We start from the raw sequence: 14,138 nt of genomic DNA on the forward strand, positions 1-14,138 counted from the left end.
CGCCATCCAGGCGCGTCACGATGAGTCGGAACGGCCGCGATCTTAGATCGGGCTGGGCTGAGTTGTATGTGCTACGACAAATCTGTTTTGTTTCTGATCGTTAATGGTTATGTACGTCATTAAATTTTTATTGATCTGGACGGGCCATATGGGGCCATCGTGGGCGCTCTACTCAACTCTGCGAGAACCCACCATGCAGTTTCGCTTGCGTCAGATGGAACTCTTCAGGGCAGTGATGCTTGCCGGATCGATAAAAGGGGCGGCAAAGCTGCTTTCCATGTCCCAGCCGGCCGTGAGCCGAGGAATTGCGCACACGGAGCAGTGCCTCGGATACTCCCTGTTCGAGCGTGTCGGAGGCCGGCTATGCCCGACCGAGGAGGCAAACGCCCTGATCGCGGAGGTGGAGTCGTGCTACCTCCACGCACTCCAGGTCAACGACCTGGCCGCTAGTCTTCGCAACGGGTCTGCGGGTACGTTGACCCTTTGTTCGAGTCCCTGCTTATCCCGTGGGGTGGTCGCCCGCGCGGTTGCTCGATTCCTGGCCCGCTACCCGAAGGTGCATGTGCAACTGCGGACATGCACGCTCGGGGAAATGCCACGCGTGCTTCTGAGCAACCAAGCGGACTTGGCTATCGCAGTAGTCCCATTGGAGCATGTGAACCTGGAAGCCGAGGTGGTGACCTCAGGGCGCATGGTTTGCGTGATGCCCGTGGACCATCCGTTCGCATCGAAAGAGCGGATCAGCTTGCTGGACCTCGCCAACGTCCTGGTAATCGCTCCGCATCCGAGCATCGCGGGTGGCCAGTTGATCGAGGCCGCGCTCAAAAAGATTGGGGCGTCGCTGAACTCACGCTTCGATGTCTGGCAGATGGACGTCGCATGCGCGCTCGCCGCATCCGGGGTTGGCGTGGCTTTGGTCGATGAATTCACGGTGCAGGCGCACCATGACGATCGTCTTAGGGCCGTGCCGATCGCCGAGGACATCTTGCTGACCCCGGCGGTGTTGCGCTCCTCGCTTGGCGTCGCAAGACCCTATGTCTCCCCATTCATCGCCGCCTTCAAAGAACAGGCGGCTCAAGAGCGGATGGACTTCGCATCGCCCATGGCGAATTGAAATGGCTTTTTATGGTCAACATAAATAATTGTGGAAATGCGCAGGAGGCGGCCGATCAATTAACCAATATGCATACTGCACCGGATATTTAGCAATCGTCACATTCCACCTGCCGGCATAGCATTTCGGCCGTTCAGTGCATTACCGGGAGGGGATGATGCGTATTGGGTTGATCGGGGCCGGAAATATCGGCCGGCATTTCGTCAGGCGTTGGGTTGGGGCAGGCCATGCGGTCGTCGTGATCGACTGCAACGCTGCAGCGGTATCCGCGGCGCTGGAATATGGCGCGGTCGCAGCGGGCGGATTGGATGAGATGCTGGCTGACGTCAGCGTGGTCTGCATGAGCTTGCCAACACCCGACAGCGTGCTGTCGGTCGTTCGGGAATTGGCGGGGCGCTCACGGCAACGTAGACCGAATGTGCTTGTCGATCTGTCCACGATAGGGCCAGAGGCCACCCGTGAGGCGAAGGCATTGATGGACGAGGCAGGCGTGCGTTTCCTGAGCGCTCCCGTCAGCGGAGGGCTGACAGCTGCTGTGCGCGGTGAGCTGACCATCATGGCTGCTGGCTCGCTGGATGCATACGGAAGCGCATTGCTCGCCTTGGAAGCCATCGGAAAGCACGTCTTCTACCTCGGCGCTGACGTGGCCAGCGGGCAAACCCTCCGGGTACTCAACAGCCTGCTCTATGCGACGACGATGCTCGCAAGTTTCGAGGTGATGGCTTGCGGCGCCGCTGCCGGGATTGAACCGTACATGGTCCTGGACGTCATCAATCGATCGAGCGGCAGGTCGTTCGCCACGCAGGAGCGGCGCGCCAGCGGGCTGCTGGACCGGAGCTTTCCGCCGCGCTTCAGCAGCGGTCTTCTCCGCAACGACATGCATATGGGGCTCCAGGCCGCCGAGGCGCTTGGCGTGCCGATGGACGTGTGCCGCACGGCGTTGCGCCTGCTCGACGTGGTGATCGCGGATGGACTCAACGAGGCGGGCAACGCCACGGCCATTCAATCCGTGGACCGGGTGGCTGAGGTCAATTTCAGCAGCGCGCCGTGAGCGCCGATCTGCGAGCTGTACATAACAATCAACCGAATAGAAACCATGAAGAAACGCATCGTCGCATTCCTCATTGCCGTAGCGCCGCTGGTTGTTGCCGCGTTTCCGGACAGGCCGATCCGGCTCGTGGTCCCGATGTCCGCTGGCAGCATCACGGATGTCGTGGCGCGAACACTGGCCGACGCGATGGCGGTCCGCCTGAAGCAGCCGATCGTCGTGGACAACCAGGCCGGCGGCGGCAACCTCGTAGGCACCATGGCAGCGGTTCGTGCTGCACCGGATGGCTACACATTGCTCATGGTAGGCGTCACCAATGGAGCCAGTAATTTGGCGGTCATGAAGTCGCTGCCGTACGATCCCCGAAAGGACTTCACGCCGATTTCCTTGATCGGCGAGTCCCCCTTCCTGCTGGTCTCCAGCAAATCGCTGCCTGTCCGGTCTGCGCAGGAACTTGCCGCCTATGGCAAAGCCCATGCTGGCAAGCTTTCCTATGGGTATGGGGCGGGGAGCACCCAGTTGATGGCCGCTCGCTTCGTGTCGGCGATGGGCTTCACCGCCACCGCGGTGGGCTACAAGGGAACGCCGCAGGCCATGGCGGATTTGATAGGCGGCAACACGGACTTTGTCGTTGCCGATCTCGTCAACGGCATGCAGGCGGTGCGTTCTGGGCGCGTGACCGCGCTGGGTGTCACTTCCGCACGGCGCACGCCGCTGGCGCCGGATATCCCGACACTTGCGGAGCAAGGCCTCCGGGACTACGACCTGACCGCGTGGATTGGTGTGGCGGCTCCTGCGAACACCTCACCCCAGATCGTCGCTCTGCTCAACGCCACGCTGCGCGAGGTGCTTGCCGATCCAGCCATCAAGCAGCGCTTCGATACCGTGGGCTTGGCCGTGTCGCCGTCTTCGCCCGAGGAGTTCGGTAGGCTGATCCGCGAGGACATCGAGAAGTGGGGCGAAATCGCCAGAACTACCGGCATCGCACCCCAATGAGGCCGCCCGCGTGAGCAACTGAGCGGCCCACACGCTGCTGCATCGCTTCGGATCGTGGCCAGGCCTGACTACGTGCCCGGGCCAGCGGCCCAGCATTCCACTTCCATCAATTGCATGCCCGCGAGGGCAGGGGCGGACTCGCGCCCCGAGAGACCGGGTACCCGCATGCGTGGCACCCGGGAGGAGAGACACGACCATGCATTCCCATTCCAACGTACATGACGCGCTGGGCGCGGCCTTGGCGCCGCTTGCCAAGCCCGGCAGCTTCAAGGACCCGGTGGCGCGCGGGCATGTGCTGCACCTGGCGCGAGCGCTGGCGGCGGTGCGCTGCGCATTGGACGGCAGCGCGCATGCGGTCGCCATCGCGCGCTTACGAGCCCTTGGCGTCACCGCGGCGCAGCTTGCCAGGGTTGCGGATCGGTTGCCCCGCGGCCCGCTGCACGGACTGGTGACGAACAAGGTCCGTGCCTCGGCAACTTGGGCGGGCGGCATGCTGGAGTACGGCTGGCATGGATTGGCCCCCACATCCCAAGTGGCGTGGGGGCTGGGCTTCGACTCCGCGAATTTCAGCGAGGCCGCGGAAAACCCCACCTTGCACTGGATCGCAAACGGCACCGTTCCGCTGTACCTGACGCAGTCGTGGCAGGTGCTGGGCGGGGCGATCGATGCCGCATTGTTGCGTGGGCTGGGCGATCTGGCGCGCTGCGTGTGCGATCAACCCGATGTGCGTTGCGCCGTCTTTGCCGGCAGCTATCGGGATGTCGTCCACCAGTTGGAGTGCATGGCCGAGACCTTGCTTGCTATCGACCTGCGGATGCAGGAATGCGCCTGGATGCTGGCACAGCTGTCAGAGCGGTTGGATCCGCTGGCGCGCCGTGTGCTGTCCGCACTGGACGCGCGGTACAGCACCGCGGGAGGCCTGCCGGTGGAGTACATCTACGCGGAGTTCGACCAGGTCCAGCAGCACAATCTGAAGTCGTGGTGCGCTGCGCAGTTTCGGCTGCTTCAGGTGCGGCTGCTGAATGACGCCGGCGGGCTGACGGCCGAGGGCAGCGCTGCTGTAGTGGACGCAAGGCGGCTGCTGCTGAGCGGTACGTCGAGTCTGGCGATTCGCGACGAGGCCTGCGCTGCCTGACGGCGCGGTCTATTCGCTGGGCAACAAAGCACGCGGCAACGCGTTGCATTGGCGCGGATCCCTTGCGCGCACTTTCAAATTGACCCCTGTCTCAAACTGAAAATCCGCCATTCTTGGAGCGCGCGAACCCGTGTGCACATCGAGACGGCCCGACGTTACGATGTGCGCGCTTTGGCTGCCCCTATGCGGCTGCGAAGCGTTGCACCAACAGGAAGTCTCTGGCGCTGCGGCGCCAGCACCAATTCGTGGAGAACACTTGATGCACAAGACACCCGTTGCAATCCCCTTGCTTGTCATGCTGCTGGCCGGCTGCAGCCCGTCTCAACCCGCCGAGACGGTCGATTCGCTGGTGGCCAATCCTGAGCGCTTGAAGGAAATCCGCCGCCAGTGCCGCGAAGAGCGCGAGAAGGTCTCGGACGCGCTGTGCGAGAAGGCGGCACATGCCTTCAATCGCCGCTTCCTCGGAGATCGGCCGGAGCAGAAGTCGCCATAGCGCCGGGATGTATGGCGCGCGAAGCACGGCGCTTCGCACTTGAATCCCACTACGCCGCAGTGCTCCCGGGCCTGCGGCTTTTTCATGGCTTTCGCCGCTGCTGGAAGTTTGATTTTTTGCGCATGAATCCTCGCCAGAACAGTCTTTGACGGTCCCTGGACCTCACACCGATCCTCGCCATCCGGCACGCGCTCGTGCCGGGGTGTGCAAGGAGAAGTGGAGGCAGGAATGCAGGGTCAAGGGGTGCTGTTCGGGCAGGTCGCCGTGGTCCTCGGCATGGTGGTTGCCGGGGTCTGGGGCGCGACGCAATGGACTGCCGCGGCCCTGGGTTATCAGGTACGCCTGGGCTCGCCCTGGTTCGACCTCTACGGCACGCCGGTGTATCACCCTTGGCGTCTGTTCGAGTGGTGGTTCTTCTACGATGCCTACGCCTCGCGCATTTTCGATGTCGGAGGCGCGATCGCCGGTGGCAGTGGCTTGCTGGCCGTGGTGGTCGCCATCGCGATGTCGGTCTGGCGCTCCCGCCAGTCGCGCCTGGTCACGACGTATGGATCGGCACGCTGGGCGAATGTGGAGGACATTCGCAAAGCCGGCCTCACGCAGCCGGCCGGCGTGTTCCTCGGCCAGCATGACCGCCAGTACCTGCGCCACGAAGGACCGGAACACGTCCTGACCTTTGCTCCTACGCGCAGCGGCAAGGGTGTCGGCATGGTCGTGCCCACGCTCCTGTCCTGGCCGGCGTCCGCCGTCATCCACGACATCAAGGGCGAGAACTGGCAGATCACCGCGGGCTGGCGCAGCCGTTTCAGCCACTGTCTTCTGTTCAATCCGACGGATGCGAGGTCGGCGGCCTACAACCCGCTGCTAGAGGTGCGTCGCGGCGCCCATGAAGTGCGCGACGTGCAGAACATCGCGGACATCCTGGTCGATCCGGAAGGTGCGCTGGAGCGCCGCAATCACTGGGAGAAGACCAGCCATGCGCTGCTGGTCGGCGCCATCCTGCACGTGCTCTATGCGGGCGAGGACAAGACGCTGCGCGGCGTCGCCAACTTCCTGTCCGACCCGGCCAGCCCGTTCGAGCTGACGCTGCACCGGATGATGACCACGCCGCACCTCGGCGATGGCCCGCATTCTGTCGTCGCTTCCGCGGCACGCGAAGTGCTCAACAAGTCGGACAACGAGCGTTCCGGCGTGCTGAGCACGGCCATGTCGTTCCTTGGCCTGTACCGCGACCCGACCGTGGCCGAAGTGACGTCGCGCTGCGACTGGCGCATTGCCGATCTCATCTCCGCTGAACACCCGGTGTCGCTGTATCTGGTTGTGCCGCCGTCGGACATCTCGCGCACGAAGCCGCTCATCCGGCTGATCCTCAACCAGATCGGGCGGCGGCTGACGGAATCGCTGGACGGTTCCGATGGCATCGAGCGCCGGCACCAGCTACTGCTGATGCTCGACGAGTTCCCGGCGCTGGGGCGCCTGGACTTCTTCGAGACGGCGTTGGCCTTCATGGCCGGCTACGGCATCCGCAGCTTCCTCATCGCGCAGTCGCTGAACCAGATCGACAAGGCGTACGGGCAGAACCACTCGATCCTGGACAACTGCCATGTGCGGGTGACGTTCGCGACGAACGACGAGCGCACGGCCAAGCGCATCTCCGAAACCCTGGGCACTGCCACCGAGCTGCGCGCGCAGCGCAACTACGCAGGCCATCGGCTTGCGCCCTGGCTCGGTCACCTGATGGTGTCCCGCCAGGAAACCGCACGGCCGCTGCTCACGCCTGGCGAGGTGATGCAGCTTCCGCCCGACGAGGCGGTGGTCATGGTCGGCAGCAGTCCGCCCATCAAGGCGAAGAAGCTGCGCTATTACGCGGACGCCAACTTCCGGCGGCGTGTGCTGCCGCCGCCGGAGCTGGCCGTGGGCCGCTATGCCGATGCGCCGCCAGGCCGCCCGGACGACTGGAGCGAACTGGTGATTCCACTAACGCCCGCGGCACCCGCCCCCGATTCCGCGCACGGCTTGGCGTGCGCGGATGACGGTGGCCCGCGCCGGCAGCCCGAGCTCGCTGAAACGGTCGCCTACGCCGCTGAGCTGGACGTGGTCGCGAACGACCTCTCTCTGCTCGACGACGAAGACCCGCCGCTGCCGCTCCCCGGCCAGCTCGATCCGGCCATGCAACGCACGGCCCGGCTTGCCTCACTCGACCCCGACGACGGAATCGACCTATGACCCAGCACCGCCTCAATCTCTTCATCCAACCCGAGCATGCCAAGCGCCTCGATGAGCTGGCGGCCAAGAAGGGCGTATCCAAGTCCTCCATCGTCGCGGCGGCGCTGGCGTCCTGGCTGTCAACGGATGCGGGCGAGCAGCGCGAAGCCGCCATTGCTAAGCGCCTGGACCGTCTGTCACGGCAGTTGGAGCGCCTGGAGCGCGACCAGGCCATCCTGATCGAGACGTTGGCGCTGTACGTGCGCTACTTCCTGACCGTCAGCACGCCGCTCCCCGAGGCCCACCAGGAGGCGGCGCGGGCGCAGGGCAGGGCGCGCTTCGAGCAGTTCGTGGAGCAACTGGCCCGCCACCTGCTGCGTGGCCGCAGCCTGGTGCGGGACGTCGTGGGGGAAATGCAGCCCGACGCCGCACGCATGGAGGACGCGGTGGCAGCCGCCGAGGTGAAGGAGCGCGCGTCGTGATGCCCGCGGCTGGTACTTCGACGGCAAGCACGCTCGATCGCCGCGTGCGCATGCTGCGCACCGCCATGGGGCCGGTGATCGGTGCCGCCCTGGCCGATGCCGACGTGGTGGAGGTGATGCTCAACCCCGACCGCTCCCTCTGGGTGGACAGGCTGTCCCGCGGCCGCGTGCCGTTGGGGTTCGAACTGTCCGAGGCCGATGGGGAACGCATCATCCGCCTCGTGGCAACGCACGTCGGCGCGGAGGTGCATCGCGACCGGCCGCTGCTGAGCGCCGAGCTGCCGGAGACAGGAGAGCGTTTCGAGGGCGTGTTGCCGCCAGCATCGCCGGCACCGGTTTTCGCGCTGCGCAAGCACGCCGCGCACGTCATCGGCCTGGAGCGCTATGTGGCCGATGGCATCCTGGGCGCGGAGCAGGCGGAGTTCCTGCGCCATGCCGTGCGCGACCGGCAGAACATCCTGATCGCCGGCGGCACCAGCACCGGCAAGACCACGCTGGCCAACGCGCTACTGGCGGAAGTCGCCGCCACGGGCGACCGGGTGCTGGTGCTCGAAGACACCGTGGAACTGCAGTGCCTGGCACGCGACCACGTGGCGTTGCGCACGCGGGCTGGCGTGGTCTCGATGACGGACCTGGTGCGCTCCGCGATGCGCCTGCGGCCTGATCGCGTGGTGGTCGGCGAGGTGCGCGGCGGCGAAGCGCTGGACCTCGTCAAGGTGTGGGGCACCGGGCATCCGGGTGGCATCGCCACCATCCATGCAGGCTCCGCGCAGGGAGCGCTGCTGCGCCTGGAACAACTCATCCTTGAAGTGGCGTTGAACGCCCCACGCGCCCTGATCGCAGAGGCGGTGAACGTCGTCATCCACATCTCCGGACGCGGCCGCAAGCGCCGCGTCGACAGCATTGCCCAGGTCGTCGGCTTCGATGGCTCGGGCTACCACCTGGCGGACGCCCTGGAAGCCCCGTTTCCGGAGCTTCCGCCGGAATCCTCCCCGTCCACTGAACCATCTGGAGAACTGCCATGACGCAGGCGCATCTTCCTGCTTCCCGTAATTCCGTCCATCCGCATTTCCGGTCCGAGCGACCGGACCACCTCGCCGTGCCAGCAGTGCGTGGCCTGGCGCTCGCGGTCCTGCTGCTGGGGCTGGCGGGCGCAGCCCAGGCCGCAGGCTCATCGATGCCGTGGGAAGGTCCGCTGCAATCCATCCTGGAATCCATCCAGGGCCCGGTGGCGCGCATCGTCGCCGTCATCATCATCATTTCCACAGGCCTGGCGCTCGCGTTCGGCGATACCTCGGGCGGGTTCCGCAAGCTGATCCAGATCGTCTTCGGCCTGTCCATCGCGTTCGCCGCGTCGTCGTTCTTCCTGTCCTTCTTCAGCTTCTCCGGGGGGGCCGTCGTATGACGGCGGCCCAAGACGCAGCGCCGGGCACGGAGCAGGACACCTTGCCGGGCTTCGAGGTGCCGCTGCACCGCTCCCTGACCGATCCGATCTTGATGGGCGGCGCGCCGCGCGCCGTCGCGATTGCGAATGGAACGCTGGCCGCCGCGGTGGGCATGGGGCTGCAGTTGTGGCTTCCCGGGTTGCTGCTGTGGATCGCCGGCCATTCCCTGGCGGTGTGGGGCGCGAAGCTGGACCGGCAGTTCATGCAGGTCTTCGCGCGCCACATCAAGCACCCGCCGCTGCTAGACGTGTAGGGGGCGGCATGCTGAACCTTGCCGAATACCGCAAGCGGCCGGCGATGCTGGCCGACTGGCTGCCATGGGCGGGGCTGGTGGCGCCGGGTGTCGTGTTGAACAAGGATGGCGCATTCCAACGGACCGCTCGGTTTCGCGGACCCGACCTGGACAGTGCGACGCAGGGCGAGTTGATCGCCACGTCAGCGCGCGCGAACAACGCGCTGCGCCGTTTTGGATCTGGCTGGGCGCTGTTCATCGAGGCCGATCGCCGGCCAGCGGCGGACTATCCCCGCTCCGACTTTCCGGAGCCTTTGTCGTGGCTGGTGGACGAGGAGCGCCGCGCCGCGTTCGAGGAATCGGGCAGCCACTTCGAAAGCAGCTATCACCTGACGCTCGTCTATCTGCCTGCGGAAGAGTCGCGCGCGCGAGCGGCCAGGCTGCTCTACGAGAACCACACCAGCGATGGTGTGGACTGGCGCGAGCGGCTGCAGGCCTTCGTGGCAGAGACCGATCGCGTCTTCGATTTGCTCGATGGGGTGATGCCCGAGATCGCGTGGCTGGACGATGCGGGCACGCTGGCTTATCTGCATTCCACCGTCTCGACCCGGCGCCATCCGGTGGCGGTGCCGGAGGTGCCGTTCCATCTGGATGCGCTACTCGCCGATTCCCGGCTGGTCGGCGGCCTGGCGCCGATGCTGGGCGACCGGCACCTGCGCGTGGTGTCCGTGCGCGGCTTCCCGTCGACCACCTGGCCCGGCGTGCTGGACGACCTCAACCGGCTCGGGTTCGCCTACCGCTGGTCCACGCGCTATCTCTGCATGGACAAGGCCGAGGCCGAGAAGGAGTTGCGACGGCTGCGCCGGCAATGGTTCAGCAAGCGCAAGAGCGTCGTCGCACTGCTGCGCGAAACGATCTTCCAGGAGCAGACGCCGCTGGTCGATACGGATGCCAGCAACAAGGCGGCGGACGCCGACGCGGCCATGCAGGAGCTGGGAAGCGATCACGTGTCCTACGGCTACTTCACCGCCACGGTGACGGTAATGGATGCCGATCCGGATGTGGCCGACGAGAAGCAGCGCATGGTGGAACGCGCCATCCAGGCGCGGGGCTTCGTCACGATCCCAGAAACGCTCAATGCCGTGGATGCGTGGCTGTCGTCCATCCCGGGTAATGCCTACGCCAACGTGCGCCAGCCGATCGTGTCCACGTTGAATCTGGCGCACATGATGCCGGTATCGGCGGTCTGGGCGGGACCGGAGCGCAATGCCCATCTCGACGCGCCGCCGCTGATTGTCACGCGCACCGATGGCGCCACGCCGTTCCGGCTGGTGACGCACAACGGCGACGTCGGGCACACGCTGGTCGCCGGCCCGACCGGCATGGGCAAGTCGGTGTTGCTCGCCACCTTGGCGATGCAGTTCCGCCGCTATCGCGGCTCGCGCGTCTTGGCCTTCGACATGGGTCGCTCGCTGCGCGCCACGGTGCTCGGGCTGGGCGGCGAGCACTACGAACTCGGAGCGGATGCCGCGGACCGTCCGGGCGGCGGCATCGCCTTCCAGCCGCTGGCACGCATCGACCAGGAGGGCTATCGCGCCTGGGCGGCCGAGTGGGTCGAGGGCCGGCTGCTGCACGAGGGAGCGACTGTAGGCCCTGACGAGAAGGCCGCGATCTGGTCTGCACTGGGCAGTCTGGCCGGTGCCCCGGTGGAGCAGCGCACGATGACGGGCCTTTCGGTGCTGCTGCAGTCCAACGCGCTGCGCCAGGCCATCGCGCCCTACGTGCTAGGCGGCGCGCATGGCCACCTGCTGGATGCCGACCGCGACCGTCTGTGCACTGCGGACGTGCAGTGCTTCGAGATGGAGGAGCTGATGCACAGCCCCGCGGCGGTGCAGGCGGTGCTGCGCTACCTTTTCGCACGCTTCGAAGAGCGCTTCGACGGCGCGCCGACGCTGCTGATCCTGGACGAGGCATGGCTGTTCCTCGACGAGCCGGCCTTCGCCGCGCGCATCCGCCAGTGGCTCAAGACGCTGCGCAAGAAGAACGTCAGCGTCGTGTTCGCCACGCAGTCGCTGGCCGACATCCAGGATTCGAGCATCGCGCCCGCGATCATCGAAAGCTGCGCCAGCCGCATCTTCCTGCCCAACCCGCAGGCCACCGAGCCGCAGATCCGCGGCATCTACCAGGGCTTCGGCCTCAACGCGCGGCAGATCGAGATCGTCGCCAACGCGACTCCCAAGCGCGACTACTACTACCAGTCGCGCCTGGGCAACCGGCTGTTCGACCTCGACCTGGGGCCGGTCGCGCTGGCCTTCGCGGGCGCGTCCACGCCCCAGGACCAACGCGACATCGACCGGATCCTCGCCGGGCACGGCACGCCCGGCTTCGCGGGCGCCTGGCTGCGCCATCGCCGCCTCGATTGGGCGGCCAACCTGCTGCGCGAGTACCCGGGCACCGCACCTGGCACTGCCCACGCCACCACCCACTGATAGGAGACATCCATGAAGAGCTACACGCCCAAGATCGCGGCCCTGACGGCCGCCTGCATTTTCGCCCTCGGCGTTGCTCAGCCCGCGCACGCCTTGTTCGGCGCCGGCGACATCGTGCTGGACCCGACCAATCTGGTACAGAACACGCTCACCGCGGTCCGCACGCTGGAGCAGATCAACAACCAGATCCGGCAACTGCAGAACGAGGCCCAGATGCTGATGAACCAGGCGCGCAATCTCGCGAAGCTGGACTTCAACGTCGTCAACCGCCTGCGCTCCACGCTCGCCACCACCGAGCGCCTGATCGCCGAGGCCCAGGGCCTGGCCTACGACGTGCAGAACATGGACCGCGAGTTCGCGCGGCTGTACCCGCAGCAATACGCCGCCACGGTGAGCGGCGACCAGATGTACCGCGATGCACGCGAGCACTGGAAGAACACCCTGGACGGCCTGCACACCGCCATGCGCATGCAGGCGCAGGTCTCGCAGAACCTGCGGGAGGACGAAAGCACCCTGGCCGACCTGGTCAGCCAGAGCCAGTCGGCCACGGGCGCGCTGCAGGCCATGCAGGCGACCAACCAGCTGCTGGCCCTGCAGGCGAAGCAGTCCATCCAGGCGCAGCAACTGCAGATCACGCAGGACCGCGCGGCATCGCTGGAGCTGGCGCGGCAGTCCGCCGCGGCGGAGCGCGGGCGCGAGATCACGCGCCGCTTCCTCGGCAGCGGTACGGCGTACACCCCGCAGCCGGTGGACTTCTACAGCCGCTGATGGGAGGCCGCGCAATGTCACGCATACCTGTGCTCTCCGCGCTGTGCCTGCTCGGCGCTGCGCTCTCGGGCTGCGGCATGCCGCAACTACCTTCGGTGGACGCGCTGGCCAGCGACCCCGAATTGCTCGACACCTTGCGGACGCGCTGCATGCACGGCTCGCCGGGGCGCCCGAACGACGAGTTGTGCGAGCGTGTAGCGCGCGCCGACCTCCAGCGGCTGCTGTCCGGCCGCAGTGATGCGGGCGAGTACCGCACGCTGGCGGAGATCCCGCCGTTGCCTGCCACTTTTGAACCACCGACGTGGCCGTGCCATGAATGACGTCACGATCATCGACCGCTTCCTCGACACCTTCTCGCGCTACATCGATTCGGGCTTCGGCCTGCTGCAGGGCGAGGTGGCGTATCTCACTGCCACGCTGGTCGCGATCGACATGACGCTCGCCGGCCTGTACTGGGCGCTGGGGCATGCCTCCGGCCAGGGCGAGGACGTGATGGCCAGGCTGATCCGCAAGGTGCTCTATGTGGGGGCGTTCGCCTACATGCTGGGCAACTTCAACCAGCTGGCGGGGATCGTGTTCCGCTCTTTCGCCGGCCTGGGCCTTACGGCCAGCGGGACGGACATGGGCATGGAGAACTTCCTGCAGCCGGGCAGGCTGGCGAAGGTCGGCATCGATGCGGCGGCGCCCATCCTGGAGCAGGTCAGCGAGATGGCCGGATTCCCGGATGTCTTCATCAACATCACGCCCGTGGTCGTGATGTTCCTGGCCTGGCTCACCGTCATCCTGTGCTTCTTCGTGCTGGCGGTGCAGCTGTTCGTCACGCTGGTGGAGTTCAAGCTTACGACGCTCGCCGGTTTCGTGCTGGTGCCGTTCGCGCTGTGGAACAAGACCGCGTTCCTCGCCGAAAAAGTCCTTGGCAACGTCGTGTCTTCCGGCGTCAAGGTACTGGTGCTGGCGGTGATCGTGGGCATCGGCACGGGTCTGTTCGCCGAGTTCCAGGTGCATCCCGACGAGCCCTCGATCGACCACGCGCTGGTCATCATGCTCGCCTCGCTCACGCTGCTGGCACTGGGCATCTTCGGCCCGGGCATCGCTACCGGGCTGGTGTCCGGCGCGCCGCAGCTGGGAGCGGGTGCGATGGCCGGTGCGGCGGTGGGCGCGGCCGGGACCGCCGTCGCTATCGGCGCTGCAGCGACCGGCGTGGGCAGTGCCGTTGCGGCCGGAGCGCGCATGGCGCCGGTCGCGGCCCGCGCACTCGATCGCGGGGCGAGCGCAGCGGCCTCCGCGGCCGGCCGCGCGTCTTCCGCCTTCCGTGCTGGCTCCGCAGCAGCTGGCGGTGGTCCGGAGGGCGTAGCCGCCGGCCTCGGGCAAGTGGCGAGGGCGGGCATGCGCGCGGCAGGCAACAAAGCCGCGGCTGGATTCCGGGCCTTCGAGCAACGGATGGCCGCGGCCTTCGACGCCGGCGCCAGCGGTGGCGCCGCTGGCACGGGCAAGCCGGCCGGTGAAGCGGCCGGTGGCGATTCGCGCGCAGAGCCTGCCGCTGGCGCCGCAGCGCGCGGCGCCGATTCGGCGCAGCCCGCATGGGCGAAGCGGCTGCATCGCCGCCAGCGACTTGGCCATGCGGCAGGCACGGCCGCCAACGCCCTGCGCGGTGGGGACGGCGGCGGCTCCTCGCAGGGTCCGAGCCTGCGCGACCCCGACGAATGACACACCTGACCATCAAGGAGAACC

Annotated in this window: 14 protein-coding genes; all 14 read left to right on the top strand. The window is 66.6% G+C overall.

Annotation, left to right across the window (positions count from 1 at the left end; genetic code table 11):
* Positions 1 to 103 precede the first annotated feature (103 nt).
* The gene (locus QN245_RS09860) at positions 104 to 1,114 is read left to right on the top strand and encodes a LysR family transcriptional regulator (RefSeq protein ID WP_317845184.1); all 1,011 of its coding nucleotides are present in this window, start codon (positions 104 to 106) and stop codon (positions 1,112 to 1,114) included.
* A 157-nt stretch (positions 1,115 to 1,271) separates the two neighbouring features.
* On the top strand, positions 1,272 to 2,165 hold the full coding sequence (locus QN245_RS09865) for an NAD(P)-dependent oxidoreductase (protein WP_317845185.1): 894 nt from the start codon (positions 1,272 to 1,274) through the stop codon (positions 2,163 to 2,165).
* A 45-nt stretch (positions 2,166 to 2,210) separates the two neighbouring features.
* Positions 2,211 to 3,158, top strand: a complete 948-nt coding sequence (locus tag QN245_RS09870) for a Bug family tripartite tricarboxylate transporter substrate binding protein (protein ID WP_317845186.1) — start codon at positions 2,211 to 2,213, stop codon at positions 3,156 to 3,158.
* Positions 3,159 to 3,354: 196 nt separating this feature from the next.
* Positions 3,355 to 4,293, top strand: a complete 939-nt coding sequence (locus QN245_RS09875; protein ID WP_317845187.1) for a hypothetical protein — start codon at positions 3,355 to 3,357, stop codon at positions 4,291 to 4,293.
* A gap of 259 nt (positions 4,294 to 4,552) precedes the next feature.
* Positions 4,553 to 4,786 (top strand): EexN family lipoprotein, encoded by a 234-nt coding sequence (locus QN245_RS09880; protein WP_317845188.1) that lies wholly within the window; start codon positions 4,553 to 4,555, stop codon positions 4,784 to 4,786.
* Between the two features lie 228 nt (positions 4,787 to 5,014).
* The gene (locus tag QN245_RS09885) at positions 5,015 to 7,012 is read left to right on the top strand and encodes a conjugal transfer protein TraG (RefSeq protein WP_317845189.1); all 1,998 of its coding nucleotides are present in this window, start codon (positions 5,015 to 5,017) and stop codon (positions 7,010 to 7,012) included.
* Complete coding sequence (locus QN245_RS09890; protein ID WP_317845190.1) at positions 7,009 to 7,473, top strand: CopG family transcriptional regulator; 465 nt, start codon at positions 7,009 to 7,011, stop codon at positions 7,471 to 7,473. Before QN245_RS09885 ends, QN245_RS09890 begins: the two co-directional genes overlap by 4 nt.
* Before the next feature lie 50 nt (positions 7,474 to 7,523).
* A complete protein-coding gene (gene trbB, locus QN245_RS09895; protein ID WP_425612953.1) occupies positions 7,524 to 8,498 on the top strand; it encodes a P-type conjugative transfer ATPase TrbB in 975 nt (324 codons plus the stop codon).
* Complete coding sequence (locus QN245_RS09900; protein WP_317845191.1) at positions 8,495 to 8,878, top strand: TrbC/VirB2 family type IV secretion system protein; 384 nt, start codon at positions 8,495 to 8,497, stop codon at positions 8,876 to 8,878. Before trbB ends, QN245_RS09900 begins: the two co-directional genes overlap by 4 nt.
* Complete coding sequence (locus tag QN245_RS09905; protein ID WP_317845192.1) at positions 8,875 to 9,171, top strand: VirB3 family type IV secretion system protein; 297 nt, start codon at positions 8,875 to 8,877, stop codon at positions 9,169 to 9,171. The genes QN245_RS09900 and QN245_RS09905 overlap by 4 nt, the downstream gene beginning before the upstream one ends.
* Before the next feature lie 8 nt (positions 9,172 to 9,179).
* Positions 9,180 to 11,639, top strand: coding sequence for a conjugal transfer protein TrbE (gene trbE / locus QN245_RS09910; RefSeq protein WP_317845343.1), 2,460 nt, complete (start codon positions 9,180 to 9,182; stop codon positions 11,637 to 11,639).
* Positions 11,640 to 11,651: 12 nt separating this feature from the next.
* Positions 11,652 to 12,407 (top strand): P-type conjugative transfer protein TrbJ, encoded by a 756-nt coding sequence (gene trbJ, locus QN245_RS09915; RefSeq protein WP_317845193.1) that lies wholly within the window; start codon positions 11,652 to 11,654, stop codon positions 12,405 to 12,407.
* A gap of 14 nt (positions 12,408 to 12,421) precedes the next feature.
* Positions 12,422 to 12,727: an EexN family lipoprotein gene (locus QN245_RS09920; RefSeq protein ID WP_317845194.1), complete on the top strand. Its 306-nt coding sequence runs from the start codon at positions 12,422 to 12,424 to the stop codon at positions 12,725 to 12,727.
* Positions 12,720 to 14,114, top strand: a complete 1,395-nt coding sequence (trbL, locus tag QN245_RS09925) for a P-type conjugative transfer protein TrbL (protein WP_317845195.1) — start codon at positions 12,720 to 12,722, stop codon at positions 14,112 to 14,114. The genes QN245_RS09920 and trbL overlap by 8 nt, the downstream gene beginning before the upstream one ends.
* Positions 14,115 to 14,138: the final 24 nt, after the last annotated feature.

It is taken from the genome of Xanthomonas rydalmerensis (assembly GCF_033170385.1).
Classification (GTDB): domain Bacteria; phylum Pseudomonadota; class Gammaproteobacteria; order Xanthomonadales; family Xanthomonadaceae; genus Xanthomonas_A; species Xanthomonas_A rydalmerensis.